The 23,813-nt window shown below is 54.2% G+C and carries 27 protein-coding genes and 1 other annotated feature; of the genes, 18 read left to right on the top strand and 9 right to left on the bottom strand.

The genetic code is table 11. From position 1 onward, the window contains the following. The first annotated feature begins 104 nt into the window (after nt 1-104). Nucleotides 105-1,460 carry a 6-phospho-beta-glucosidase gene (locus KGP24_RS10060; protein WP_223563207.1) on the top strand — a complete coding sequence of 452 codons (1,356 nt, stop codon included), beginning with the start codon at nt 105-107 and terminating at the stop codon, nt 1,458-1,460. Nucleotides 1,461-1,471: 11 nt separating this feature from the next. Next, nucleotides 1,472-2,221, top strand: coding sequence for a chitin disaccharide deacetylase (gene chbG / locus KGP24_RS10065; RefSeq protein ID WP_223563208.1), 750 nt, complete (start codon nt 1,472-1,474; stop codon nt 2,219-2,221). A gap of 38 nt (nt 2,222-2,259) precedes the next feature. Here the strand turns inward: chbG and katE are convergent, their stop codons facing one another. Beyond that, nucleotides 2,260-4,509 carry a catalase HPII gene (gene katE / locus KGP24_RS10070; RefSeq protein ID WP_223563209.1) on the bottom strand — a complete coding sequence of 750 codons (2,250 nt, stop codon included), beginning with the start codon at nt 4,507-4,509 and terminating at the stop codon, nt 2,260-2,262. A 203-nt stretch (nt 4,510-4,712) separates the two neighbouring features. On the opposite strand from katE, the gene cedA reads away from it, so the two are divergent. Next, complete coding sequence (gene cedA / locus KGP24_RS10075; RefSeq protein ID WP_008500668.1) at nt 4,713-4,952, top strand: cell division activator CedA; 240 nt, start codon at nt 4,713-4,715, stop codon at nt 4,950-4,952. A gap of 48 nt (nt 4,953-5,000) precedes the next feature. Here the strand turns inward: cedA and KGP24_RS10080 are convergent, their stop codons facing one another. The 3 genes from KGP24_RS10080 to hxpB form a co-directional block, all read right to left on the bottom strand. Continuing rightward, entirely contained in the window at nt 5,001-6,392 is a 1,392-nt protein-coding gene (locus KGP24_RS10080) for an L-cystine transporter (RefSeq protein ID WP_223563210.1), read from the bottom strand. A 127-nt stretch (nt 6,393-6,519) separates the two neighbouring features. Then, on the bottom strand, nt 6,520-7,110 hold the full coding sequence (locus KGP24_RS10085) for a metal-dependent hydrolase (RefSeq protein WP_014883483.1): 591 nt from the start codon (nt 7,108-7,110) through the stop codon (nt 6,520-6,522). A 101-nt stretch (nt 7,111-7,211) separates the two neighbouring features. Then, nucleotides 7,212-7,883 (bottom strand): hexitol phosphatase HxpB, encoded by a 672-nt coding sequence (gene hxpB / locus KGP24_RS10090; RefSeq protein ID WP_223563211.1) that lies wholly within the window; start codon nt 7,881-7,883, stop codon nt 7,212-7,214. 148 nt (nt 7,884-8,031) lie between these two features. On the opposite strand from hxpB, the gene KGP24_RS10095 reads away from it, so the two are divergent. Beyond that, a complete protein-coding gene (locus tag KGP24_RS10095; RefSeq protein WP_223563212.1) occupies nt 8,032-8,568 on the top strand; it encodes a YniB family protein in 537 nt (178 codons plus the stop codon). 36 nt (nt 8,569-8,604) lie between these two features. Here KGP24_RS10095 and KGP24_RS10100 read toward each other — a convergent pair whose 3' ends face one another. The 3 genes from KGP24_RS10100 to pfkB form a co-directional block, all read right to left on the bottom strand. Beyond that, nucleotides 8,605-9,465, bottom strand: a complete 861-nt coding sequence (locus KGP24_RS10100) for a fructosamine kinase family protein (protein ID WP_223563213.1) — start codon at nt 9,463-9,465, stop codon at nt 8,605-8,607. Nucleotides 9,466-9,570: 105 nt separating this feature from the next. Further along, nucleotides 9,571-9,861 carry a type V toxin-antitoxin system endoribonuclease antitoxin GhoS gene (ghoS, locus tag KGP24_RS10105; RefSeq protein ID WP_223563214.1) on the bottom strand — a complete coding sequence of 97 codons (291 nt, stop codon included), beginning with the start codon at nt 9,859-9,861 and terminating at the stop codon, nt 9,571-9,573. Nucleotides 9,862-9,967: 106 nt separating this feature from the next. Continuing rightward, nucleotides 9,968-10,900, bottom strand: a complete 933-nt coding sequence (gene pfkB, locus KGP24_RS10110; RefSeq protein WP_223563479.1) for a 6-phosphofructokinase II — start codon at nt 10,898-10,900, stop codon at nt 9,968-9,970. A 295-nt stretch (nt 10,901-11,195) separates the two neighbouring features. Here pfkB and KGP24_RS10115 point away from each other — a divergent pair, with 295 nt between their 5' ends. Then, nucleotides 11,196-11,954, top strand: a complete 759-nt coding sequence (locus KGP24_RS10115; RefSeq protein ID WP_223563215.1) for a YdiY family protein — start codon at nt 11,196-11,198, stop codon at nt 11,952-11,954. Between the two features lie 81 nt (nt 11,955-12,035). On the opposite strand, the gene yniD is transcribed toward KGP24_RS10115, so the two are convergent. Both yniD and yncL read right to left on the bottom strand, forming a co-directional pair. After that, nucleotides 12,036-12,143: a small membrane protein YniD gene (gene yniD / locus KGP24_RS10120; RefSeq protein ID WP_008500658.1), complete on the bottom strand. Its 108-nt coding sequence runs from the start codon at nt 12,141-12,143 to the stop codon at nt 12,036-12,038. A 98-nt stretch (nt 12,144-12,241) separates the two neighbouring features. Beyond that, entirely contained in the window at nt 12,242-12,514 is a 273-nt protein-coding gene (yncL, locus tag KGP24_RS24780) for a stress response membrane protein YncL (RefSeq protein ID WP_319875770.1), read from the bottom strand. A gap of 142 nt (nt 12,515-12,656) precedes the next feature. Between yncL and thrS the strand changes: the two genes are divergently transcribed. From thrS to KGP24_RS10190, 13 genes are all read left to right on the top strand, one after another. After that, entirely contained in the window at nt 12,657-14,585 is a 1,929-nt protein-coding gene (thrS, locus tag KGP24_RS10130; RefSeq protein ID WP_008500657.1) for a threonine--tRNA ligase, read from the top strand. 3 nt (nt 14,586-14,588) lie between these two features. Beyond that, complete coding sequence (gene infC, locus KGP24_RS10135; protein WP_014069901.1) at nt 14,589-15,131, top strand: translation initiation factor IF-3; 543 nt, start codon at nt 14,589-14,591, stop codon at nt 15,129-15,131. A gap of 97 nt (nt 15,132-15,228) precedes the next feature. After that, a complete protein-coding gene (gene rpmI / locus KGP24_RS10140) occupies nt 15,229-15,426 on the top strand; it encodes a 50S ribosomal protein L35 (RefSeq protein ID WP_003030583.1) in 198 nt (65 codons plus the stop codon). Nucleotides 15,427-15,477: 51 nt separating this feature from the next. After that, complete coding sequence (rplT, locus tag KGP24_RS10145) at nt 15,478-15,834, top strand: 50S ribosomal protein L20 (protein ID WP_000124850.1); 357 nt, start codon at nt 15,478-15,480, stop codon at nt 15,832-15,834. 117 nt (nt 15,835-15,951) lie between these two features. Further along, nucleotides 15,952-16,076, top strand: a sequence feature (Phe leader region). Continuing rightward, entirely contained in the window at nt 15,957-16,001 is a 45-nt protein-coding gene (pheM, locus tag KGP24_RS10150; protein ID WP_001386830.1) for a pheST operon leader peptide PheM, read from the top strand. Its footprint overlaps the feature before it by 45 nt. Before the next feature lie 62 nt (nt 16,077-16,138). Beyond that, nucleotides 16,139-17,122 (top strand): phenylalanine--tRNA ligase subunit alpha, encoded by a 984-nt coding sequence (pheS, locus tag KGP24_RS10155; RefSeq protein ID WP_223563216.1) that lies wholly within the window; start codon nt 16,139-16,141, stop codon nt 17,120-17,122. 15 nt (nt 17,123-17,137) lie between these two features. After that, nucleotides 17,138-19,525, top strand: a complete 2,388-nt coding sequence (pheT, locus tag KGP24_RS10160; RefSeq protein WP_223563217.1) for a phenylalanine--tRNA ligase subunit beta — start codon at nt 17,138-17,140, stop codon at nt 19,523-19,525. A gap of 4 nt (nt 19,526-19,529) precedes the next feature. Then, nucleotides 19,530-19,829 (top strand): integration host factor subunit alpha, encoded by a 300-nt coding sequence (ihfA, locus tag KGP24_RS10165; protein WP_003857805.1) that lies wholly within the window; start codon nt 19,530-19,532, stop codon nt 19,827-19,829. A gap of 103 nt (nt 19,830-19,932) precedes the next feature. Next, the gene (btuC, locus tag KGP24_RS10170; protein WP_223563218.1) at nt 19,933-20,913 is read left to right on the top strand and encodes a vitamin B12 ABC transporter permease BtuC; all 981 of its coding nucleotides are present in this window, start codon (nt 19,933-19,935) and stop codon (nt 20,911-20,913) included. Nucleotides 20,914-20,945: 32 nt separating this feature from the next. Further along, entirely contained in the window at nt 20,946-21,497 is a 552-nt protein-coding gene (locus tag KGP24_RS10175) for a glutathione peroxidase (protein ID WP_223563219.1), read from the top strand. Next, a complete protein-coding gene (btuD, locus tag KGP24_RS10180) occupies nt 21,497-22,252 on the top strand; it encodes a vitamin B12 ABC transporter ATP-binding protein BtuD (protein ID WP_223563220.1) in 756 nt (251 codons plus the stop codon). Before KGP24_RS10175 ends, btuD begins: the two co-directional genes overlap by 1 nt. A gap of 73 nt (nt 22,253-22,325) precedes the next feature. Continuing rightward, complete coding sequence (locus KGP24_RS10185) at nt 22,326-22,790, top strand: NlpC/P60 family protein (RefSeq protein WP_111965616.1); 465 nt, start codon at nt 22,326-22,328, stop codon at nt 22,788-22,790. A gap of 293 nt (nt 22,791-23,083) precedes the next feature. Beyond that, complete coding sequence (locus KGP24_RS10190) at nt 23,084-23,800, top strand: EAL domain-containing protein (protein WP_223563221.1); 717 nt, start codon at nt 23,084-23,086, stop codon at nt 23,798-23,800. Nucleotides 23,801-23,813 lie beyond the last annotated feature (13 nt).

The following is a 23,813-nucleotide window of genomic DNA, read 5'->3' on the forward strand; positions in this document are numbered from 1 at the left end:
GGCGGATTACCCGCCACAAATATTGCTTTAATGGCTTGCCCAAATAGCGGGAAGAATACGCTATACCTTGCAGGCGATTAACCTGATACGCTAAGGGAGATATTATGCAAAAGAAATTAAAAGTCGTAACCATTGGTGGCGGCAGCAGCTATACCCCGGAATTACTTGAAGGTTTCCTGAAACGCTACCATGAATTACCGGTCAGCGAATTATGGCTGGTGGACGTTGAGGAAGGTCAGGAAAAGCTGAATATTATTTTCGACCTGTGCAAGCGCATGGTGGAGAAAGCGGGCGTGCCTCTGACCGTGCATAAAACCCTCGACCGCCGTCTGGCGCTGAAAGATGCGGATTTCGTGACCACCCAGCTGCGCGTCGGTCAGCTGAAAGCGCGCGAGCTGGACGAGCGTATTCCGCTGAGCCACGGTTATCTCGGGCAGGAGACCAACGGCGCGGGCGGCCTGTTCAAAGGCCTGCGTACCATCCCGGTGATTTTCGACATCGTTAAAGACGTGCAGGAGATCTGCCCGAACGCGTGGGTGATTAACTTCACTAACCCGGCCGGGATGGTGACCGAGGCGGTCTATCGTCATACCGGCTTCAAACGCTTTATCGGCGTCTGTAATATTCCGATCGGTATGAAGATGTTTATCCGCGACGTGCTGGCGCTGACCGACAGCGACGATCTCTCTATCGACCTGTTCGGTCTGAACCACATGGTGTTTATTAAGGACGTCATTGTGAACGGAAAATCGCGCTTTGCCGAACTCCTCGACGGCGTGGCCTCCGGTCGCCTGACCGCGGCCTCCGTGAAAAACATCTTTGACCTGCCGTTCAGCGAAGGGCTGATCCGCTCGCTGAACCTGCTGCCGTGCTCTTACCTGCTTTACTACTTTAAGCAGAAAGAGATGCTGGCCATCGAAATGGGCGAGTACTATAAGGGCGGCGCGCGCGCGCAGATCGTTCAGAAAGTCGAGAAGCAGCTGTTCGATTTGTATAAAGATCCGAACCTGAACGTCAAACCGAAAGAGCTGGAGCAGCGCGGCGGGGCCTACTACTCCGATGCGGCGTGTGAAGTGATTAACGCCATCTACAACGACAAGCAGGCGGAACACTATGTCAACGTGCCGCACCATGGCCATATCGACAATATCCCGGCTGACTGGGCCGTCGAGATGACCTGCATCCTGGGACGCGATGGTGCCAAACCGCATCCACGCATCACCCACTTCGATGACAAGGTTATGGGCCTGATCCACACCATCAAGGGCTTTGAAGTGGCGGCAAGCAACGCGGCGCTGAGCGGCGAGCTCAATGACGTGCTTCTGGCGCTGAACCTCAGCCCGCTGGTGCATTCCGACCGTGATGCGGAGCAGTTGGCCAGCGAGATGATCCTGGCGCATGAAAAATGGTTGCCGAACTTTGCCGCAACGATCGAGACGCTGAAGTTCAAACACCACTGAGAGGACGCACAATGGAAAACCTGCTGATCGTGAATGCTGATGATTTTGGCCTCTCGAAAGGCCAGAACTACGGCATTATTGAAGCCTGTCGCCGGGGTGTTGTGACCTCTACCACGGCACTGGTTAATGGTGAGGAGGTTGAACACGCGGCGCAGCTGAGCCGCGAGGTGCCGGAGCTGGGCGTCGGCATGCATTTTGTGCTGACGCTCGGGATGCCGCTTTCACCAATGCCGGGCCTGACGCGCGACGGCCAGTTGGGTAAATGGATTTGGGAACTGGCGGAGCAGGGGGCTCTGCCGCTTGAAGAGATTGCACGCGAGCTGGACTGTCAGTTCAACCGCTTCGTTGATGTGTTTGGTAAGGCGCCGACGCATATCGACAGCCATCACCACGTGCATATGATCCCGGCAATTTTCCCGGTTGTCGCCGGGTTTGCGCAGCGCAAAGGCGTAGCCATGCGCGTGGATCGGGAGGTGCGTGGATTGCCGGACTGCGCTGTCGCCACCACAGAGGGGTTCAGCAGCGCGTTTTACGGCGACGAGATCGACGAAGCCCTGTTCCTGAAGGTGCTAGATGATTCCGCCGCGCGGGGGGAACGGTCGCTGGAGGTCATGGCGCATCCTGCCTTTGTCGATAATACCGTGCGTAAGAGCGCCTACTGCTGGCCGCGCCTGGCGGAGCTGGACGTGCTGACGTCGGCGTCGCTGAAGTATGCGATTGCCGAGCGTGGGTATCGTCTGGGGACGTTCGGGGATCTGTGAGAAGTGCCGGGTAAGGCGTAGCCGCCACCCGGCTTTTTTTACGCCGGTATCCGATCGATTTTGCTGCTTCGTGACCACACGCGGTGCGCGGCGAGCAAATCAAACAGATTCGTCATGAACGCATCGTCAACGTTGTCTCCCTCGACAATGCCGTCCTCACCCTGATCGGCCACCTTCAGCGGTGCCTTAAACTGTCGCGCGTCGCCAGACAGCGCGATCGGTTTCAGGTGCTTATAGGCTTCCAGCAGATAATAGACGGCGTCACCGTTGGTCAGCAGGCTGTCAATATCCCCGCACGGCACAATCACCGCATCGACGGTCAGCGATGGCGCCCCGGCAAAGGTTGCCGCCACCGGCAGCACGGAGCCGTCATCGGCGGTCACTTCCCCCATGCGGGAATAAAGCAGTTTCGCATGCACTCCCCGGGTTTTCAGCGCCTGCATAATTCCCAGCACGTCGCTGGCGCGGGTGTTGTCGTTCAGCAGGATGGCAACCACGCGGCCTTTAATCGAGCCACCCGGCACGGCATACAGGCTCAGCGACGGATCTTTCTTCACGCCGTTAACCTCTTTCGGCGGGGCAAGGTTGCGCTGCTCGTCGGTCAGCGTAATACCCAGGTTATCCGCAACGCTCTGGGCGAGCTGAATGTCAATGCGCGCCAGCTGATCGACCACCCGCTCGCGGATGTAGGTACGCACCACTTTGCTCAGCTCAAAGCTGAAGCCGCCGATAATGTGCTGCTGCTCAATCGGCGTCTGGCTGTTCCAGAAAAGGCGAGGGTGTGCGTAATACTCGCCGAACGAAGGGCTGCGCTCGCGAATTTTGTTGCCGTCGACACGCTCCTGATACGATTCGAATCCACCGCGTTTGGGCGCCGGGGGCGTTTCGCGCGGCCAGTTATCGTTGATGGAGTTCGGCTCATAGTTAGCCGGGTTGGTATCAATATCCTGACGGTGCATCCCGTCGCGCTGGAAATTGTGGTACGGGCAGGTTGGGCGGTTAATCGGAATTTCGTGGAAGTTCGGCCCGCCAAGACGGCTGATCTGCGTATCGGTATACGAGAACAAACGTCCCTGCAAGAGGGGATCGTTGGTGAAGTCCAGCCCCGGGACGATATGCCCCGGATGAAACGCGACCTGTTCATTTTCGGCAAAGAAGTTATCCGGGTTGCGGTTGAGCACCATTTTACCCACCAGCTGAACCGGAACCAGCTCCTCCGGGATCAGCTTCGTCGGGTCAAGCAGGTCGAAATCAAACTTAAATTCGTCCTCTTCCGGAATGAGCTGCAGACCCAGCTCGTACTCCGGGAAGTCGCCCGCTTCAATGGACTCCCACAGCTCGCGGCGATGGAAGTCCGGATCTCGTCCTGTCAGCTTCTGCGCCTCGTCCCATACAAGCGAGGCTTTACCCGCCACCGGCTTCCAGTGGAAACGAACAAACGTGGCTTTCCCCTCGGCGTTGATCAGACGGAAGGTATGGATGCCAAAGCCTTCCATGGTGCGATAGCTGCGCGGGATGCCGCGGTCTGACATCGCCCACATCACGTTGTGTAAGGTTTCAGGCTGTAGGGAGACATAGTCCCAGAAGGTGTCGTGCGCGCTTTGTCCCTGCGGTATGGCCCAGTGGGGCTCCGGTTTTACCGCATGGACAAAGTCAGGAAATTTATGCGCGTCCTGAATGAAGAACACTGGGGTGTTATTGCCCACCAGATCGAAAATACCCTCTTCGGTATAAAACTTAGTGGCAAAGCCGCGGATATCCCGGACGGTGTCTGCCGAACCCGCGCCGCCCTGTACGGTGGAGAAACGCACAAACACCGGGGTAATTTTATCCGGGTCGGAAAGGAAATCCGCTTTGGTGATCGCTTTCAGGCTCTTGTATGGCTGGAAGTAGCCGTGCGCAGCGGAGCCGCGTGCGTGGACGATGCGTTCCGGTATCCGCTCATGGTCAAAATGGGTGATTTTTTCCCGCAGGATAAAGTCTTCCAGCAGGGTTGGCCCGCGCGCGCCTGCGCGAAGGGAGTTCTGATCGTCAGCAATGCGCACGCCCTGGTTGGTAGTCAGCGCAAAACCTTCGCCGCCTTTGCGGTGCGGCTCAAGCGATTTCAGCTTCTTGTTTCCCGTGTCCGGCGATTTCATGCTTCCCGGTGCGGTAGGCTGTTCACCCGGTGCGGAGTGGCCAGGGGAGGGGCGGTGAGAGCCGTCAGCAGGGGCGAGAGAGTCCATACCCGGTTGAGATTCTTCAGTGCCATGAATCGGTGATTGATGTGTTTTATCTTTATTCGACATTGCACGCTTCTCCTTTATCCAGTGCTAAAAACCTTATTAAGGATAGAACAATGTCGCGAGATGGCTCGCGAACTAAGAGTTTTCACATGCCGTCATTGACGAAAGGAGCTTTCTCGCCCTCTTGGGGCGCGACGGAAGGCAGCAGGATCGGCTATCATAGAATTTTCCTGCTTCAAGAATTTGCTTTAGTGAACCAGTCGCTTATGAAACCTCTTCGACAACAAAACCGCCAGGTTATTAGCTATGTGCCCCGCGTTGAGCCCGCGCCGCCTGACCATGCCCTGAAAGTGGAGGGGTTTCGCGATGTCTGGCAGCTGCGGGGAAAATACGTGGCCTTTGTGCTGATCGGCGAACATTTCCGCCGCTCGCCCACGTTTACCGTGCCGGAGTCAGCGCAACGGTGGGCGATGCAGATCCGCCAGGATGAAGAGGTTGAAGAATAACAGCCATAAAAAAACCGCCATCAGGCGGTTTTTTTATTTCTTACGTGATTAACGGTGCGCCAGCTCGGCATCGTCTTCACTTTCCAGAATCGCTTTATCGGTCTGCTTCAGCCACTGGCTGGTCAGCGTACCGGCGGTCATGGAGCCGCTCACGTTCAGCGCGGTACGACCCATGTCGATCAGTGGTTCAACGGAGATCAGCAGGGCAACCAGCGTCACGGGCAGACCCAGCGCAGGCAGCACAATCAGCGCGGCGAAGGTTGCGCCACCGCCAACACCCGCAACGCCTGCGGAGCTTACGGTAACAATCCCGACCAGCGTAGCAATCCATACCGGATCCAGCGGGTTGATGCCTACCGTCGGGGCGACCATCACTGCCAGCATCGCCGGATACAGACCCGCACAGCCGTTCTGACCAATGGTGGCACCAAAGGAGGCAGAGAAGCTTGCGATGGATTCAGGCACGCCCAGACGACGGGTTTGCGCTTCAACGTTCAGCGGAATAGACGCGGCGCTGGAACGGCTGGTGAAGGCAAAGGTCAGTACCGGCCAGACTTTACGGAAGTATTTCAGCGGGCTGACGCCGTTTACGCCCAGCAGGATGCCGTGCACAACGAACATAATGCCCAGGCCCAGATAAGAGGCGATAACGAAGCTGCCCAGCTTGATGATGTCCTGCAGGTTAGAGCCGGCAACCACTTTGGTCATCAGCGCCAGCACGCCGTAAGGGGTGAGCTGCATGACCAGACGAACCAGCTTCATCACCCAGCTTTGCAGGGTATCAATCGCGGTCAGCACGCGTTCGCCTTTTGGCGCGTCGTCTTTCAGCAGCTTCAGCGCCGCTACGCCCAGGAACGCGGCAAAAATAACCACGCTGATGATGGAGGTTGGGCTCGCCCCGGTCAGGTCAGCAAACGGGTTCTTCGGAATGAAGGAGAGCACCATCTGCGGCACGGTCAGGTCAGCCACTTTACCAACGTAGTTGGTTTGAATTGCGGTAAGACGCGCCGTTTCAGCGGTACCCTGAACCAGACCTTCTGCAGTCAGGCCAAAGAGGTTGGTGACCAGCACACCCACCAGCGCGGCAATCAGCGTGGTGAACAGCAGCGTACCAATGGTCAGGAAACTGATTTTTCCCAGCTGGGTCGCGTTATGCAGGCGGGCCACGGCGCTCAGAATAGAGGCGAACACCAGCGGCATAACGATCATCTGCAGCAGCTGAACATAGCCGTTACCGACGATGTTGAACCACTGAATAGAGTCTTTCAGGACTGGATTGTCGGAGCCATAAATTGCCTGTAATGCCAGACCAAATACGACACCCATGGCCAGACCGACCAGCACTTTTTTCGCCAGGCTCCACTGTTTGTGGCGCGCCTGCGCGAGAAGCAATAGCAATACAACGAACACAACGACGTTCGCGATGAGTGGAAAATTCATCCCCGTTCTCCTGATTTATTATTGGGTCGGTTTTTACCGATCCTGTTGGCGGAAGGTTAGCAGAAGTGTGATGTAGCGCTTATATCCAAATGGAATGGTTTATGACAAATGGGATAATTTTGTCGGTTTACTGTTCAATCTGGTGATGAATAAAGCGATTGAACTGAAATTGCAGCGAATTAATCATCTGTGAAGACCAGCGGACTGCACTGTTTTCGGGCAAAGTTTGCGGCATCCAGACGGCGTAAGCAAACAGCGCCATGCACAATACCCGCTCAAGCTGGTTACCTTTCTGCGGTGCCAGGATTGGGAAACGGAAACGCCAGCGGCAGGGCCAAAGCAGCGGCACGCCTGCGGGCGTCAGCATATCGGCAAGGATATGGCTTAAATAGCCCAGCACCATCCCCTGGATGGCATCGGCGGGGACTATCCAGCTTTCAGGCACCTTTAAATAGAAAAGCGTCAGCAGGCCAAACACGGCCAGCAGGCTGTGCGTAAACCCCCGATGCCCGAACGCGCGGGCGATGGGTTTCGACACCCATTTCAGACGTTGTCCAAGGAAGGATTTCGGGTGATCAATATCGGGAAGCAGACAGGTCAATACGGCGGAAGGGACAATATGCCACCAGTCCCCCTGTGCCAGCACGGGGGTGAGTTCAGCGTTTTTGGCAAATACCGCGCACGCAATAGAAAAAAGCAGGTGGCCTTCCGCCGTCATGATAAAACCCACGAAACTGTCAATTCATACAGTATAGGGTTTTTATACAGTAGGCGGAAGAGGTGACGGTGTAACTGTTTGTCACAAACCGCAGGAGGGCGTTAACCGCCCTGCAGATGATGTGCCGTGAGTTCTGCCAGTGAGTTAAGCTTCACGTCGGCAAGAGCAAACCGGGGATCGTGACGGCCTTCTTCAGCGGGCACCACAATGGAGCGCATCCGCGCAGCCTTCGACGCCACCATACCGTTAACGGAATCTTCCAGCGCAACGCAGTTGAGGGGATCCTGGCCCAGCTTTGCGGCACAGTCCAGATAGACCTGCGGGTGCGGCTTGCTATAAGGCAATTTTTCAGCGGACGCCAGCGCGTCGAAACTGTCGCGCAGCTCAAACATCGTGAGCACTTTTTCCAGCATATGCAGCGGTGAAGCCGAGGCCAGGCCAACCTTCAGCCCCTGGGCTTTACACAGCGCGACGGCCTCACGCACGCCGGGCAGCAGCGGCCTGCTCTCTTCCACCAGAGAAATGGCGCGGCTGATAATGCGTGAGGTCACCTCATTGCGATCGGGGCCAATCCACGGCTGTTGGGCAAACCACAGATCAACCACCATATCGATGCGCAGGCCCAGCGTATCGGGAAGTTCATTACGGCGACTGATATCCACACCCAGGCTGGCCATAACGTCCAGTTCGGCGCGATCCCACAGCGGTTCGGAATCGATCAGTAATCCATCCATGTCAAAAATTGCGGCAAGAATTCGGCGCGGTGTCGACATCACAACATCTCCTTATCCAGGGTGTTCAACAGACGATACGTGCTAAGCACAATCTGCAATTTAGCATATTGCTTTTAAAGAGCGGGCGAAATTGATGACCAGAAGGTAGACTTAGGCACAAATAACGCGTCTTTATGAAGAGGAACTGATGACGTATCAACAGGCTGGACGCATTGCGATCTTAAAACGTATTGCTGGCTGGGTGATTTTTATTCCTGCCGTCATTTCTACGCTGATTTCTGTACTCAAATTTATGTACGACCACAGCGAAAAACAGCCGGGTATCAATGCGGTAATGCTTGATTTTGCTCATGTCATGATTGAAATGATGCGTTTTAATACGCCATTTTTGAATGTCTTCTGGTTTAACTCACCCACTCCGGATTTTCATCAACAGCTGAATATCGGCTTTTGGGTGATATACGCCCTGATCTTCGTCGCGCTGGCATTGCAGGCCTCTGGCGCGAGAATGAGTCGCCAGACGCGCTTTTTACGCGAAGGCGTGGAAGATCAGTTGATTCTGGAGCAGGCCAAAGGCCCGGAAGGAATGAGTCGGGAGCAGATTGAATCCCGCATTGTTGTGCCGCGTCACACCATTTTCCTGCAAATTTTCCCGCTCTATATCCTTCCCGTAATCATCATTGTGGCGGGATATTTCTTCTTCTCGCTGCTCGGTTTTCTGTAAGCGATAAGGGTGGCGGCAAGGCCACCCGTTCGCGTCTCAGGCGGCAAGCATGCGCTCGAGTGCCCTCTGCGCGTTAACCAGGTGTTCTCCGCCAAAAAGAATGGCTCTGTTCAACAGCGTATAAAGCTGATACACCGGCTGGCGGTCAAGGAAACCGGGCGGCAGGGGGGAAACAGACTGGTATCCGTCGTATATTTGCGGCGGCTGCTCAGGATGAAGCGGCAGCATGGCAAGATCGCACTCTCTGTCACCCCAGTAGCAGGCCGGGTCGAAGATGTAGGGGCCATTTGGACCCAGGGCACAGTTATTGGACCACAAATCGCCGTGAAGCAAAGACGCCTGAGGCTGGTGGGATGCCAGACGCTGTTGAACGTGCTCGACGATGGCGTCAATATTGCCAAATTCCAGCCCTTTCTCGGCGGCCAGCTCAAGCTGCCAGCCAATGCGCTGCTCGGCAAAAAATGTCGACCAGCGACGCTGCCAGGCATTAGGCTGTGGCGTGGTGGAGAGATCGTTGTCAAAATCGAGACCAAACTGCGGCTGGTCGCTCCATTGATGCAGGCGCGCTAGCTGTTGGCCAAGGATGAACGCATTATGGGCATCCAGCGGACGGGCAGGGAGATACTCCATCACCAGGAAACTGTAGTCGCGGTCGCTTCCCACGGCCAGAACCTGCGGGACCGTGACCGTGTTACTGCGGGACAACAGCTCCAGCTGGTCGGCTTCGGCGGTAAATATTGGAAGCAGCTCTCGCTCATCGCATTTAACGAAAAGATCGCGCCCTGCGTAGCGTAAATGCCACGCGGCATGGATCTCACCGCCTGGCAGTTCGTTACGCAGTTCAATTTCACCTTCACCCAGCTGCTCACGTAAAAGATGACTGATAGCCTGCCACATGTTGTCTCTCCCATGTTGTCTGCCAGATCATAAAGTTAGCGCATAACTGCGGTAAAAAAATACGAACTAACGCACACCTGAGCGGTTTAAATCCATGCAGCGCACTTATTGTTCTTTTTTCCGCCAGCTTTCCCAGGTATCCACGTCAATCTCTGCAGGCTTGTCGGTCACGCTCTCCACCAGACTGGCGGCAAGCGCATGAACCTCTTCCTGGCTCAGGGCACCGATCAGACCAAATGCCAGGGTGCCTAAATCATGAATATTGCCCTCATCATCCGCCAGCGTGAGGAGAAAATTAGCCCGCGTGAACGCGTTGTTGAGCTCATTCAGCTCGGTCAGCGATGCTTCATGAAGGTTGATGGTCACGACGTAGCGTGTGATATCACCACTGCTCATAATTCACCTCATTGTTATCATAGAAGTTTTCTTAGCATAGTCGATAGTTTGCGTTTGGCGACTCAGAGACGACATTCCCCTCCGTAAAGACGAAGGGGAACGGGCGTTAATCTCGCGACAGGTAATCGACGATTTTTTGCGTATCGGAAAGCGAACAGAGACGCGTGCCCTGGTTGATGGTTGCGGCGCTACCTGCTGCTACGCCGTAGCGTGTCATTTCCAGCAGAGACGCGCCCTGCGCCAGTTTTAGCGTCATCGCACCCACCATGCTATCGCCAGCGCCAACCGTGCTCTGACTCTTCATCGGCGGTGGGACAACCTGAACGCACGACGCTTCATCGACTGCCAGCGCTCCCTGAGGGCCAAGGGAGACGACCACGCGTCGCGCTTTGCCGCTGCGTACCAGCTCCTGCGCGGCGGTGCGAACATCATCGGGCTGCGTCAGTTCACGGTTGACCAGCGCGCTTAACTCTTTCTGGTTGGGTTTCACCAGCTCAAGATTACCTGGCACCAGAGCCGCCTGCAGGGCCTCGCCGCTGCTGTCGACAATGCAGTGGATACCGCGTTGCTGTACCGCCTGAATCAGCGCCGTTAATTTTTCCGTGCTTACGCCGGGCGGCAGACTGCCGCTGACCACCAGCAGCGCGCCGCTTTCTATCGTCAGCACTTTCTCTTCAAGCTGACGAAACTCGTCATCGCTGAGTTTCGCGCCCGGCATGACAAAACGGTACTGCTCGCCACTGGATCCCACGTGGACATGCAGGTTTTGCCGCGTCCAGTCTTTGGCCTCGACGGTCTCTACGGCCACCTGTTCCTCGGCCAGCAGAGAGACCAGGTGTTCACCGGTGGCACCACCTGCGGGGAAAATTGCCGTGGCTTTGCCGCCGAGATGATTAATTGCGCGCGCCACGTTGATCCCGCCGCCGCCGGGCTCAAAGACCGGAGCGCTACAGCGCAATTTACCTTCCGGGTAAATCTGCGGCGTCTGGGTGGCTGAATCAAGGGAAGGGGAGAGCGTCAGGGTGTAGATAGAAACCATCATTACCTCCTTTTAGCATGGGCTCTTATTAGTCTGGCACCATTTTTCAGGAAGGCAATCTAAATAACAGTATGATTTTAAATATGAATACTAACGAAAAGTGAGGCGGGAGATATATAAAATAAAACGCTCTTTGAGATCGTTCTTATTCAAAAAATGAAATAAGAAAACATTGCTATGTTATTTGCGGCTTTTTATAATTTGTTACCTTTCTCTGGACGCCTTGTCATTGATCCTCAAGAAAGATTCCGGGACCGTGTGGTCTCTTTTTTTGTTGTACGGACTCCTTAATAAAATGAAGCTTTTAAAGACAGTGCCCGCTGCACTGATGCTGGCGGGTGGCGTGTTTGCGGCTATGAACGCGACCGCCGATGATACCGTTTTTACTGTCATGGACGATCCCTCCACCGCGAAAAAACCGTTTGAAGGTAACCTGAACGCTGGGTACCTGGCACAATCCGGTAACACCAAAAGCTCTTCTCTGACGGCGGACAGTACGCTCACCTGGTACGGTAACACCACCGCCTGGTCTCTGTGGGGTAATGCCAGCAACACTTCCGCTAATGACGAACGTTCTTCCGAGAAATATGCGGTAGGCGGACGTAGCCGTTACAACATGACCGACTATGACTACCTGTTTGGTCAGGCAAGCTGGTTAACCGACCGTTACAACGGTTATCGTGAGCGTGATGTGTTCACCGCCGGTTATGGTCGCCAGTTCCTGAATGGTCCGGTACATAGTCTTCGTTTTGAATTCGGTCCAGGGGTGCGTTATGACGAGTACACCAATGGAGATACCAAAACTCAACCGCTCGGTTACGCTTCCGGTACCTATGCCTGGCAGATGACTGACAATACAAAATTTACGCAGGGTGTTTCTGTATTTGGTGCCGACGATACCACGCTGAACTCTGAGACGGCGCTGAACGTGGCTATCAACGAACACTTTGGTCTGAAAGTCGCCTACAACGTGACCTGGAACTCTTCACCACCAGAATCTGCGCCGGATCACACCGACCGCAGAACCACGGTTTCACTGGGTTATAGAATGTAATGAAGACGGGCCGATGCTAATGTCGGCCCGTTTATTAAATCTGGTCTTTTGACGTCCCTTCTGATGACCTGTATTCGCCCCCTAGCCCCAAATCATTGCCGCCCAACGGAGCAGCAGCATTGCACCGCAGATGGCAATTAGCACTAGCACCATTTTCCAGTGTTTTACGGCAAATCGTTTTGTTGGCATAACCTAATCCTTGTTCGTTGATACCCACAGTCTACCAAACAGGGCCGAAATATGCCCCTTCTCGGGATCGATTGGGTTATGCCAGCGCAGGATTCGGCTCAGAACCAGTGGAATCGTTCGGCGAGAATCAACAATAAACCTGTGGCGGAAAGGATGTTCAATATCACAACCGTTCTACTGGATACGTTCATGGTATGCACCTTTGGGTTTAAAGACCTGTTCAAGAGTAGCCCAGCATCTTTGAAATGCGAGCGCAGTGGAGAAGCAACCTGCAAATTCGTGCGAAAGCGCCAGCCCATCAATCTGGCCGCAGAGGGTGCAATCTCCTTGCCGTTAGTGTTAACATTACGTCGCTTGCCGTAAATCCACATTAATCTGAATTCGGCTGGTGAATGATGACGAACCAATTTGACGATTGTTGGTCAGATGGTTTCGTAATCTATTGTCAAATCACGATTATTTTCTTTGTATATGCTCTTATGTGTGGGGCATCACTGCAAATAAGGATATAAAATGCCTGTAATTACTCTTCCTGATGGCAGCCAACGCCATTTCGACCGTGCTGTTAGCCCAATGGATGTTGCCCTGGACATTGGTCCTGGTCTCGCGAAAGCGACTATTGCTGGCCGCGTTAACGGTGAGCTGGTGGATGCCTCCGATCTGATCGAAAACGATGCGACGCTAGCCATCATCACCGCGAAAGACGAAGAAGGTCTGGAGATCATTCGTCACTCCTGCGCGCACCTGTTAGGCCATGCCATCAAACAGCTGTGGCCAAACACCAAAATGGCGATCGGTCCGGTTATCGACAATGGTTTCTACTATGACGTTGACCTTGACCACACCCTGACTCAGGAAGATATCGACGCGCTCGAAAAACGCATGCACGAGCTCGCCGAAACGAACTATGACGTCATCAAGAAGAAAGTCAGCTGGCACGAAGCGCGTGAAACCTTCGTGAAGCGCGGCGAGAGCTACAAGGTCTCTATTCTTGACGAAAACATTTCGCATGATGACAAGCCTGGCTTGTACCATCACGAAGAATACGTCGACATGTGCCGTGGACCGCACGTGCCGAACATGCGCTTCTGTCATCACTTTAAGCTGATGAAGATCGCGGGCGCCTACTGGCGTGGCGACAGCAACAACAAGATGTTGCAGCGTATCTATGGTACCGCGTGGGCCGATAAAAAAGCCCTGAATGCATACCTGCTGCGCCTGGAAGAGGCGGCGAAGCGTGACCACCGTAAAATTGGCAAGCAGCTTGACCTGTACCACATGCAGGAAGAAGCGCCGGGTATGGTGTTCTGGCATAACGACGGCTGGACCATCTTCCGTGAACTGGAAACTTTCGTACGCTCCAAGCTGAAAGAGTATCAGTATCAGGAAGTAAAAGGCCCGTTCATGATGGACCGTGTGCTGTGGGAAAAAACCGGCCACTGGGACAACTATAAAGATGCGATGTTTACCACCTCGTCTGAGAACCGTGAATACTGCATTAAGCCAATGAACTGCCCGGGCCACGTTCAGATCTTCAACCAGGGTCTGAAATCCTACCGCGACCTGCCGCTGCGTATGGCGGAGTTCGGTAGCTGCCACCGTAACGAGCCATCAGGTGCGCTGCACGGTCTGATGCGTGTTCGTGGTTTTACTCAGGATGATGCACATATCTTCTGTACTGAAGATCAGGTCCGTGACGAAGTTAACGCCTGTATTCGTATGGTCTACGATATGTACAGCACCTTTGGCTTCGAGAAGATCGTGGTCAAACTCTCAACGCGACCGGAAAAACGTATTGGTAGCGATGAGACCTGGGATCGCGCAGAAGCGGATCTCGCCGTGGCGCTGGAAGAGAACGGCATTCCGTTCGAGTACCAGCTGGGCGAGGGCGCATTCTACGGTCCGAAAATTGAATTTACCCTGTATGACTGCCTCGATCGCGCATGGCAGTGCGGTACTGTACAGCTGGACTTCTCCCTGCCGCAGCGTTTAAGCGCCTCTTATGTTGGCGAAGACAACGAGCGTCAGGTACCGGTAATGATTCACCGTGCAATCCTCGGTTCTCTGGAGCGCTTCATCGGCATCCTGACCGAAGAGTTCGCTGGCTTCTTCCCAACCTGGCTTGCGCCGGTGCAGGTCGTGGTGATGAACATTACCGATTCTCAGGCGGATTACGTTAAAGAATTGACGCAGAAACTGCAAAATGCGGGCATTCGCGTAAAAGCAGACTTGAGAAATGAGAAGATTGGCTTTAAAATCCGCGAGCACACTTTACGTCGTGTCCCGTATATGTTGGTCTGTGGTGATAAAGAGGTGGAAGCAGGCAAAGTTGCCGTTCGCACCCGCCGTGGTAAAGACCTGGGCAGCCTGGACGTAAGTGAAGTGATTGAGAAGCTGCAACAAGAGATTCGCAGCCGCAGTCTTCAACAACTGGAGGAATAAGGTATTAAAGGCGGAAAACGAGTTCAAACGGCACGTCCGAATCGTATCAATGGCGAGATTCGCGCCCAGGAAGTTCGCTTAACAGATCTTGAAGGTGAACCACTGGGGATTGTGAGTCTGAGAGAAGCGATCGAAAAAGCTGAAGAAGCTGGAGTAGATTTAGTTGAAATCAGCCCTAACGCCGAACCGCCAGTTTGTCGTATCATGGACTACGGCAAGTTCCTTTATGAAAAGAGTAAGTCTTCTAAGGAACAGAAGAAGAAGCAAAAAGTTATCCAGGTTAAGGAAATCAAATTCCGTCCTGGTACCGACGATGGCGATTATCAGGTAAAACTCCGCAGCCTGATTCGCTTTCTGGAAGATGGCGATAAGGCCAAGATCACACTGCGTTTCCGCGGTCGTGAGATGGCCCACCAACAGATTGGTATGGAAGTGCTTAACCGCGTCCGTGACGATCTGAGTGAACTGGCAGTAGTCGAATCCTTCCCTACGAAGATCGAAGGCCGCCAGATGATCATGGTGCTCGCTCCTAAGAAGAAACAGTAAGGCCTTCAAGCAGCAAAACCTGTGGAGCCTTCGGGTTTCATAGGTTTTGTTCGCCTATGTTTCGTTTATTTAACAATGCGAAGTGGAAGTTATTAAGATGCCAAAAATTAAGACCGTACGCGGTGCTGCTAAGCGCTTCAAAAAAACCGGTGGTGGTGGATTTAAGCGTAAGCACGCAAACCTGCGTCATATTCTGACCAAAAAATCTACTAAGCGTAAACGTCACCTGCGTCCAAAAGGCCTTGTTTCTAAAGGCGATCTGGGTCTGGTTATCGCGTGCCTGCCGTACGCATAAGCCGTTAACGTTTAATTTTTTTACTAAGAATATAGATACAGGAGAGCACATATGGCTCGCGTAAAACGTGGTGTAATTGCACGTGCACGTCACAAGAAAATTTTGAAACAAGCTAAAGGCTACTATGGTGCGCGTTCACGCGTTTACCGCGTTGCCTTCCAGGCTGTTATCAAAGCAGGTCAGTACGCTTACCGTGACCGTCGTCAGCGTAAGCGTCAGTTCCGTCAACTGTGGATTGCGCGTATCAACGCAGCAGCACGTCAGAACGGTATTTCTTACAGCAAATTCATCAACGGCCTGAAAAAAGCCTCTGTTGAAATCGACCGTAAGATCCTGGCTGACATCGCAGTATTCGACAAAGTAGCTTTCACCGCTCTGGTCGAAAAAGCGAAAGCAGCACTGGCATAAGCCAGTTGAGAGAGGGGGCCTGGCTCCCTCTTTTCATTTAACACCATCAGAAGATTGACATTTATCCGTCCAGGCTTTTCAATAAGGTCTTAACGGTTTCTACCAGACAAGGTAACGCAAGCATGAATGCTGCTATTTTCCGCTTCTTCTTTTACTTTAGCACCTGATTTCAGGAGGCTAGCGCGTGAAAGATGAAACGAAAAACAGCGCCAGATAAGCCTCCCGATGGAGGCTTTTTTTGTGCCTGAATTTGAGAGAATAACTCCACCAAATCGGTGTCTGCACCGACATAATGAGGAAAATCATGTCACATCTCGCAGAGCTGGTTGCCAGTGCAACAGCCGCCATTAATCAGGCCTCAGATGTTGCCGCGTTAGACAATGTCCGCGTCGAATATCTTGGGAAGAAAGGGCACTTGACCCTTCAAATGACAACCCTGCGTGAGCTGCCGCCAGAAGATCGCCCGGCAGCGGGGGCGGTGATTAACGAAGCCAAAGAGCAGGTACAGCAGGCGCTAAACGCGCGCAAAGCCGAGCTGGAAAGCGCGGTGCTGAATGCGCGTCTGGCCGCAGAGACGATTGACGTTTCTCTGCCGGGTCGCCGTATCGAAAACGGCGGTCTGCACCCGGTTACCCGCACCATCGATCGCATTGAAAGTTTCTTCGGTGAGCTCGGCTTTACCGTGGCGACTGGCCCGGAAATCGAAGATGATTACCATAACTTCGACGCCCTGAACATTCCTGGCCATCATCCGGCACGCGCTGACCACGACACTTTTTGGTTCGACGCTACGCGTCTGCTGCGTACTCAGACCTCCGGCGTTCAGATCCGTACCATGAAGGATCAGGAGCCGCCAATCCGTATTATCGCGCCGGGCCGCGTCTATCGTAACGACTACGATCAGACCCACACCCCAATGTTCCATCAGATGGAAGGTCTGATTGTTGATAAAAACATCAGCTTCACCAACCTGAAGGGCACGCTGCATGATTTCCTGAACAACTTTTTTGAGGAAGATCTGCAGGTTCGTTTCCGTCCGTCCTACTTCCCGTTCACCGAACCGTCTGCGGAAGTTGACGTGATGGGTAAAAACGGCAAATGGCTGGAAGTACTGGGCTGCGGCATGGTGCACCCAAACGTGCTGCGCAACGTGGGTATCGATCCGGAAGTTTACTCCGGCTTTGCCTTCGGCATGGGCATGGAGCGTTTGACCATGCTGCGCTACGGCGTGACCGACTTACGTGCATTCTTCGAAAACGATCTGCGTTTCCTCAAACAGTTTAAATAAGGGCAGGACAGAACAATGAAATTCAGTGAACTGTGGTTACGCGAGTGGGTGAACACCACGCTGGACAGCGACGCGCTTTCTAACCAGATCACCATGGCGGGTCTGGAAGTCGACGGCGTTGAGCCGGTTTCCGGTGCATTCAACGGCGTGGTCGTCGGCGAAGTGGTCGAGTGCGGTCAGCACCCTAACGCTGACAAACTGCGCGTAACAAAAGTAAACGTGGGCGGTGAACGTCTGCTGGATATCGTCTGCGGTGCGCCAAACTGCCGTCAGGGCCTGAAGGTAGCCGTGGCGACCGTCGGTGCAGTGCTGCCGGGTGATTTCAAAATTAAAGCGGCTAAGCTGCGCGGTGAGCCGTCTGAGGGCATGCTGTGCTCCTTCTCCGAGCTGGGTATTTCCGACGATCACAACGGCATCATTGAGCTGCCGCTGGATGCGCCAATCGGCACCGATATCCGTGAATACCTGAAGCTTGATGACAACACCATCGAAATCAGCGTCACGCCAAACCGTGCAGACTGCTTAGGTATCATCGGCGTGGCGCGCGACGTGGCCGTGCTGAACCAGACCGAACTGAACGCGCCGGACATTGCGCCGGTTGAAGCGACCATCAGTGACGTGCTGCCTATTCAGGTTGACGCTGCGGATGCTTGCCCGCGCTACCTCGGTCGCGTGGTAAAAGGCATCAACGTTAAAGCGCCAACCCCGCTGTGGATGAAGGAGAAGCTGCGTCGCTGCGGTATCCGCTCTATCGACGCCGTGGTTGACGTGACCAACTACGTTCTGCTGGAGCTGGGCCAGCCAATGCACGCGTTCGATAAAGATCGTATCGACGGCGGCATCGTTGTGCGCATGGCGAAAGAGGGCGAAACCCTGGTTCTGCTGGACGGCAGCGAAGCGAAACTGAACGCCGACACCCTGGTGATTGCCGATCGCAGCAAAGCGCTGGCAATGGGCGGTATCTTCGGGGGCGAGCATTCGGGCGTCAACGATGAGACGCAAAACGTCCTGCTGGAATGCGCGTTCTTCAGTCCGCTCTCCATCACCGGTCGCGCACGCCGTCACGGCCTGCATACCGATGCCTCCCACCGCTACGAGCGCGGCGTTGACCCGGCGCTGCAGTACAAAGCGATGGAACGTGCGACCCGCCTGCTGATCGACATCTGCGGCGGTGATGCGGGCCCGGTTATCGATGTCACCAACGAAGCGACCCTGCCGAAGCGCGCAACTATCACCCTGCGCCGCAGCAAGCTGGATCGCCTGATTGGTCACCACGTTGCCGATGCTCAGGTGACCGACATCCTGAAACGTCTGGGCTGTGAAGTGACCGAAGGCCAGGACGAGTGGAAAGCCGTTGCGCCATCATGGCGTTTCGACATGGAAATTGAAGAAGATCTGGTGGAAGAAGTGGCCCGCGTTTACGGCTACAACAACATCCCTGACGAGCCTGTCCAGGCCGGTCTGGTGATGGGCACCCACCGTGAAGCCGACCTGTCCCTGAAGCGTGTGAAAACCATGCTGAACGACAAAGGCTATCAGGAAGTGATCACCTACAGCTTTGTTGATCCAAAGCTACAGCAGCTGATCCACCCGGGCCAGGAGGCGCTGATCCTGCCAAGCCCAATCTCCAGCGAAATGTCCGCGATGCGTCTGTCCCTGTGGACGGGCCTGCTGGGAACTATCGTTTATAACCAGAATCGCCAGCAAAACCGCGTGCGAATTTTCGAAAGCGGTTTGCGCTTTGTACCGGATAATCAGGCAAATTTAGGCATCCGTCAGGATCTCATGCTGGCTGGCGCCATCAGCGGCAACCGCTATGAAGAGCACTGGGACCTGGCAAAAGGCACGGTTGATTTCTACGATATGAAGGGCGATCTGGAAGCGATTCTGGATCTGACCGGTAAATTATCTGAAATTGAATTCCGCGCAGAAGCCATCCCGGCTCTGCATCCGGGCCAGAGCGCAGCCATCTATTTAGACGGCAAACGCGTTGGTTTTATTGGGGTTGTTCACCCTGAGCTGGAGCGCAAGCTGGACCTGAACGGCCGTACCATCGTGTTCGAGCTGGAATGGAACCCGGTGGCTGACCGCGTGATTCCTCAGGCTCAGGACGTCTCCCGCTTCCCGGCAAACCGCCGTGATATCGCGGTTGTAGTCGCGGAAAATGTGCCTGCAGCAGATATTTTGGCCGAATGTAAGAAAGTTGGCGTAAATCAGGTAGTTGGCGTAAACTTATTTGACGTGTACCGCGGCAAGGGCGTAGCAGAAGGTTTCAAGAGCCTCGCTATTAGCCTTATCCTTCAGGATACCAGCCGTACACTCGAAGAAGAGGAGATTGCCGCTACCGTCGCCAAATGTGTAGAGGCATTAAAAGAGCGATTCCAGGCATCATTGAGGGATTGAACCTATGGCGCTTACAAAAGCTGAAATGTCAGAATATCTGTTTGATAAGCTTGGGCTTAGCAAACGGGATGCCAAAGAGCTGGTAGAGCTGTTTTTCGAAGAGATCCGTCGTGCTCTGGAAAATGGTGAGCAGGTAAAACTCTCCGGTTTTGGCAATTTTGATTTGCGAGACAAAAACCAACGTCCGGGCCGCAACCCGAAGACGGGGGAAGATATTCCCATTACAGCCCGCCGCGTGGTGACCTTCAGACCCGGCCAGAAGTTGAAAAGCCGTGTCGAAAACGCAACGCCTAAAGCAGAGTAATATGAACTAACTAAAAAGGCCGCCCCCGCGGCCTTTTTTCTTTGCCCTCTTCGGCAAACCCACCGTAAAATCAATTACATCTCACGCGACTAAAACCATAAACATGCTTGATTATGCCTATCACCAGCACCGTTCCGATCGGCGTCACCTGCTTTTGCTGGTGCTGTTGCTCATTGTCGCCGCCGGCGTGAGCCTCTGCGCGGGCGACAGATGGATCGGGCCTGAAAGCTGGTGGGGGCCGGACGGGCAGCTCTTCGTCTGGCAAATTCGCCTGCCGCGCACCGTCGCGGTGGTTCTGGTCGGTGCCGCGCTGGCGCTGTGCGGTACCATAATGCAGGCGTTGTTTGAAAACCCTCTCGCGGAGCCCGGGCTGCTCGGCGTGTCGAACGGCGCAGGCGTAGGACTGATTGCAGCGGTGATGGTGGGCGGGGGAGAACTTTCCGGATGGAGTATTAGCCTGAGCGCTATTCTCGGTGCACTGCTGATCACAGCGATCCTTCTGCGCTTCGCCAGACGGCATTTATCAACCAGCCGTCTGCTGCTTGCCGGCGTGGCGCTGGGGATTATCTGTAGCGCGTTGATGACCTGGGCGGTCTACTTCTCAACGTCCTTTGACTTGCGTCAGCTCATGTACTGGATGATGGGCGGCTTTGGGGGCGTTGACTGGCACCAGGGCTGGCTGATGGCGCTGCTGGTACCGGTCATCGTGTGGGCGGCCCTGCAGGCGCAGCCGCTGAATATGCTCGCGCTGGGTGAAACCTCTGCCCGCCAGCTCGGCATGCCGATTGGATTCTGGCGTAATGTGCTGGTAATAGCCATTGGCTGGCTGGTCGGAGTCAGCGTGGCTCTGGCGGGCGCGATCGGTTTTATCGGGCTGGTGATTCCGCACATGCTGCGTCTGTGTGGCCTCACTGACCATCGAACCCTGCTTCCGGCATCGGCGGTTGCCGGGGCCGTCACGCTGCTGGTGGCAGATATCATCGCCCGGCTTGCCCTGACGGCCGCAGAGCTGCCGATTGGCGTGGTGACCGCCACGCTGGGCGCGCCGGTATTTATCTGGCTACTATTAAAAGCTGGACGTTAAAAACTACCCGTAAGACAACCTGAGGGAATGCTATGCAGTCTGATATCCTGAATACCGAAGTGACCACCATTGATGGCGATAACACCACGCTGGAAGGCTACAAAGGCAACGTGTTACTTATCGTCAACGTGGCATCCAAATGTGGCCTGACGCCGCAGTACGAGCAGCTGGAAAACATTCAGAAGGCCTGGGAGAAAGACGGTTTCACCGTGCTGGGCTTCCCGTGCAACCAGTTCCTGGGCCAGGAGCCTGGCAGCGAAGAGGAGATTAAAACCTTCTGCAGCACCACCTATGGCGTGACGTTCCCGATGTTCAGCAAAATCGATGTCAACGGTGAAGATCGCCATCCGCTGTATGCGAAGCTGGTCGCTGCCGCGCCGAAGGCCGTTGCGCCGGAAGGAAGCGGTTTTTATGAACGTATGGCCAGCAAAGGCCGCGCACCGCTTTACCCGGACGATATCCTGTGGAATTTTGAAAAATTCCTGATTGGCCGTGACGGCCAGGTCGTTCAGCGTTTTTCGCCGGATATGACCCCTGAGGATCCGATCGTAATGGAATCGATCAAGCTGGCGCTGGCGAAATAATGTCGTTGCTGATGCAGCTCACTGGCGTTGCCGAGAGAGGACGTCTGGAGCCGATAACCGGAACCATCAATGCGGGAGAAATCCTGCATCTTGTCGGGCCAAACGGCGCAGGGAAAAGCACGCTGCTGGCAAGAATGGCAGGCATGACCGACGGAGAAGGGCAGATCGCGCTGCTGGAGCATACGCTTGCCGACTGGTCACCGATTTCACTGGCGCATCGGCGCAGTTACCTCGTGCAGCAGCAGGTGCCGCCCTTTGCGATGCCGGTCTGGCACTATCTGATGCTGCATTTGCACGACAAACAACAAACGTCACTGTTGACGGACGTGGCCGCGGCTCTGGGGCTGGAAGATAAACTGTCCCGGCATGCCAGCCAGCTTTCCGGTGGAGAGTGGCAGCGGGTGCGTCTGGCTGCAGTCATACTTCAGATCCACCCGGCAGGTAATCCTCACGGGCGGATGCTGCTTCTTGATGAGCCCATGAGCGGTCTGGACGTGGCGCAGCAGGCGGCACTGGATACGCTGTTAAGCACCCTCAGCCGAAAAGGTATCGCCGTGGTGATGAGCAGTCATGACCTCAACCATACACTGCGTCATGCCCACCGGGTGTGGCTGCTTTCGCAGGGCAAGATGATCGCCAGCGGTACTCGGGAACAGGTTCTTACACCGCATCATCTTGCCTGCGCGTACAATATGTCGTTCCGCAGGCTGGATATAGAGGGGCATAAGATGCTGATTTCTACCGGGCAGACGTAACCGTTTCTTGCCTCATAGCACAATTGCACGCTAAATTACGAAAAGAACAAAAAAAGCAGAGGATTCGTCTGAAATGCGATTCTGGTTTATCCTGATGGCCGCACTCTTTCTTGCGGGATGCAGTAGCCATCGTGCGCCGCCGCCTAACCCACGACTTTCAGATTCGATCACCGTCATTGCCAGCCTCAACGATCAGCTGAGCAACTGGCGCGGTACGCCTTATCGCTACGGCGGCATGAGCCGCGGCGGCGTAGATTGTTCCGGCTTCGTTCTGATGACGTTTCGCGACAAGTTTGATTTACAGCTTCCGCGCGAAACGCGTAAGCAGGCAGAAATTGGCACTGAAATTGATAAAGACGATCTTCTGCCCGGGGACCTGGTTTTCTTCAAAACCGGATCGGGTGAAAGCGGTCTTCATGTGGGCATATATGATACGGACAATCAGTTTATTCACGCCTCGACCAGTCGCGGCGTGATGCGCTCTTCTCTGGATAATGTTTACTGGCGTAAAAATTTCTGGCAGGCACGACGTATATAGTCTTTGTCAGATACTTCTCTTATGACGGCATGGTATCTAATAAATCATGCCGTTTTTCTCAAATAAGATGCTTAAAGTTAAATTTATCTGAAATTAGCGAATTCTGTATGTGTCTGTTTTATCTAAAACTGGCTATTAATCGGCAACCAGGATAAAATTATTTTAGATTCAGGGATAAATCTGAAAATAATTACGGAACTAATGAAATTAATCTTATTAAAATCAAGACAGTGGAATTGTGTCGGCAATTGCTCCAGGATGTCCTCTCTCATCTTTAATGCGGAGCGAGTTCAATGATTATTACGCTAGATAATGCTTACCAGTCTGAACTGCTGCTTCTGCCTGCCCGTAATAGCGCAGGGGAGCTTAAAGGTTTAGAGGTTCTGGTTAACTTTACTGGCGTCGGCAGCGATGTGAGGATCCCCACCGAGCTCGTTATCCCTCGGCTTTCAGCAGCTGAAGAGTTAGTGCTGTTTAACGAAAAACTGCAATTGCTTGATACCTGTAAACTGTTTTTTATTCAGCATCAGCTAATTGCATGGATCAATATTACACCTGCAATAGTTGAATTTTTATTAAGTAATGGAAACGCTGTTTCAATCCTTGAGCGTTATCCCTTTCTTGAGTTTACTGTTAATGAGAATTATCCAGGTTTAAATAACGGAAAGGACGATCTGCAGCTGGCGAGAATGGCAATCCATTTCCCGTTGGTCCTGGCAAACTTTGGCGCTGGTGCCGCATCGCTCAAAGCGGTCTATGATGGATTATTTAAACGGGTCATCCTCGATAAAGGGTTCATTCAGCAGCGTGCCCCGCAGCTCTCTTTTGAGCCCTTTATGCGCGCCATCCTCTGGCAAATCACACCGCACTGCCAGTCAGTGATCGTCTCGGGCATTGACGACCACGGCCTGCTGCAACGCGTTTTGTCCTTCAATTTTGGCGCCATGCAGGGCGCACTCTGGCCTGCCGTCTCTGCGGAGCACGTTACTACGCTGGTTCAGCAGCGATAACCCTTGCTTTCGC

This window comes from Enterobacter sp. JBIWA008 (genome assembly GCF_019968765.1).
Classification (GTDB): Bacteria; Pseudomonadota; Gammaproteobacteria; order Enterobacterales; family Enterobacteriaceae; genus Enterobacter.

Coding starts and splice junctions, on each gene's coding strand:
- pheS (WP_223563216.1), top strand. CDS start 16,139: ATGTCACATCTCGCAGAGCTGGTTGCCAGTGCAACAGCCGCCATTAAT.
- ghoS (WP_223563214.1), bottom strand. CDS start 9,861: ATGAGCAGTGGTGATATCACACGCTACGTCGTGACCATCAACCTTCAT.
- pfkB (WP_223563479.1), bottom strand. CDS start 10,900: ATGGTTTCTATCTACACCCTGACGCTCTCCCCTTCCCTTGATTCAGCC.
- btuC (WP_223563218.1), top strand. CDS start 19,933: ATGCTTGATTATGCCTATCACCAGCACCGTTCCGATCGGCGTCACCTG.
- KGP24_RS10100 (WP_223563213.1), bottom strand. CDS start 9,465: ATGTGGCAGGCTATCAGTCATCTTTTACGTGAGCAGCTGGGTGAAGGT.
- hxpB (WP_223563211.1), bottom strand. CDS start 7,883: ATGTCGACACCGCGCCGAATTCTTGCCGCAATTTTTGACATGGATGGA.
- rplT (WP_000124850.1), top strand. CDS start 15,478: ATGGCTCGCGTAAAACGTGGTGTAATTGCACGTGCACGTCACAAGAAA.
- cedA (WP_008500668.1), top strand. CDS start 4,713: ATGAAACCTCTTCGACAACAAAACCGCCAGGTTATTAGCTATGTGCCC.
- KGP24_RS10060 (WP_223563207.1), top strand. CDS start 105: ATGCAAAAGAAATTAAAAGTCGTAACCATTGGTGGCGGCAGCAGCTAT.
- KGP24_RS10095 (WP_223563212.1), top strand. CDS start 8,032: ATGACGTATCAACAGGCTGGACGCATTGCGATCTTAAAACGTATTGCT.
- KGP24_RS10175 (WP_223563219.1), top strand. CDS start 20,946: ATGCAGTCTGATATCCTGAATACCGAAGTGACCACCATTGATGGCGAT.
- katE (WP_223563209.1), bottom strand. CDS start 4,509: ATGTCGAATAAAGATAAAACACATCAATCACCGATTCATGGCACTGAA.
- pheT (WP_223563217.1), top strand. CDS start 17,138: ATGAAATTCAGTGAACTGTGGTTACGCGAGTGGGTGAACACCACGCTG.
- yniD (WP_008500658.1), bottom strand. CDS start 12,143: ATGCCAACAAAACGATTTGCCGTAAAACACTGGAAAATGGTGCTAGTG.
- yncL (WP_319875770.1), bottom strand. CDS start 12,514: ATGTGGATTTACGGCAAGCGACGTAATGTTAACACTAACGGCAAGGAG.
- KGP24_RS10085 (WP_014883483.1), bottom strand. CDS start 7,110: ATGACGGCGGAAGGCCACCTGCTTTTTTCTATTGCGTGCGCGGTATTT.
- ihfA (WP_003857805.1), top strand. CDS start 19,530: ATGGCGCTTACAAAAGCTGAAATGTCAGAATATCTGTTTGATAAGCTT.
- rpmI (WP_003030583.1), top strand. CDS start 15,229: ATGCCAAAAATTAAGACCGTACGCGGTGCTGCTAAGCGCTTCAAAAAA.
- KGP24_RS10080 (WP_223563210.1), bottom strand. CDS start 6,392: ATGAATTTTCCACTCATCGCGAACGTCGTTGTGTTCGTTGTATTGCTA.
- KGP24_RS10190 (WP_223563221.1), top strand. CDS start 23,084: ATGATTATTACGCTAGATAATGCTTACCAGTCTGAACTGCTGCTTCTG.
- chbG (WP_223563208.1), top strand. CDS start 1,472: ATGGAAAACCTGCTGATCGTGAATGCTGATGATTTTGGCCTCTCGAAA.
- thrS (WP_008500657.1), top strand. CDS start 12,657: ATGCCTGTAATTACTCTTCCTGATGGCAGCCAACGCCATTTCGACCGT.
- KGP24_RS10115 (WP_223563215.1), top strand. CDS start 11,196: ATGAAGCTTTTAAAGACAGTGCCCGCTGCACTGATGCTGGCGGGTGGC.
- KGP24_RS10185 (WP_111965616.1), top strand. CDS start 22,326: ATGCGATTCTGGTTTATCCTGATGGCCGCACTCTTTCTTGCGGGATGC.
- btuD (WP_223563220.1), top strand. CDS start 21,497: ATGTCGTTGCTGATGCAGCTCACTGGCGTTGCCGAGAGAGGACGTCTG.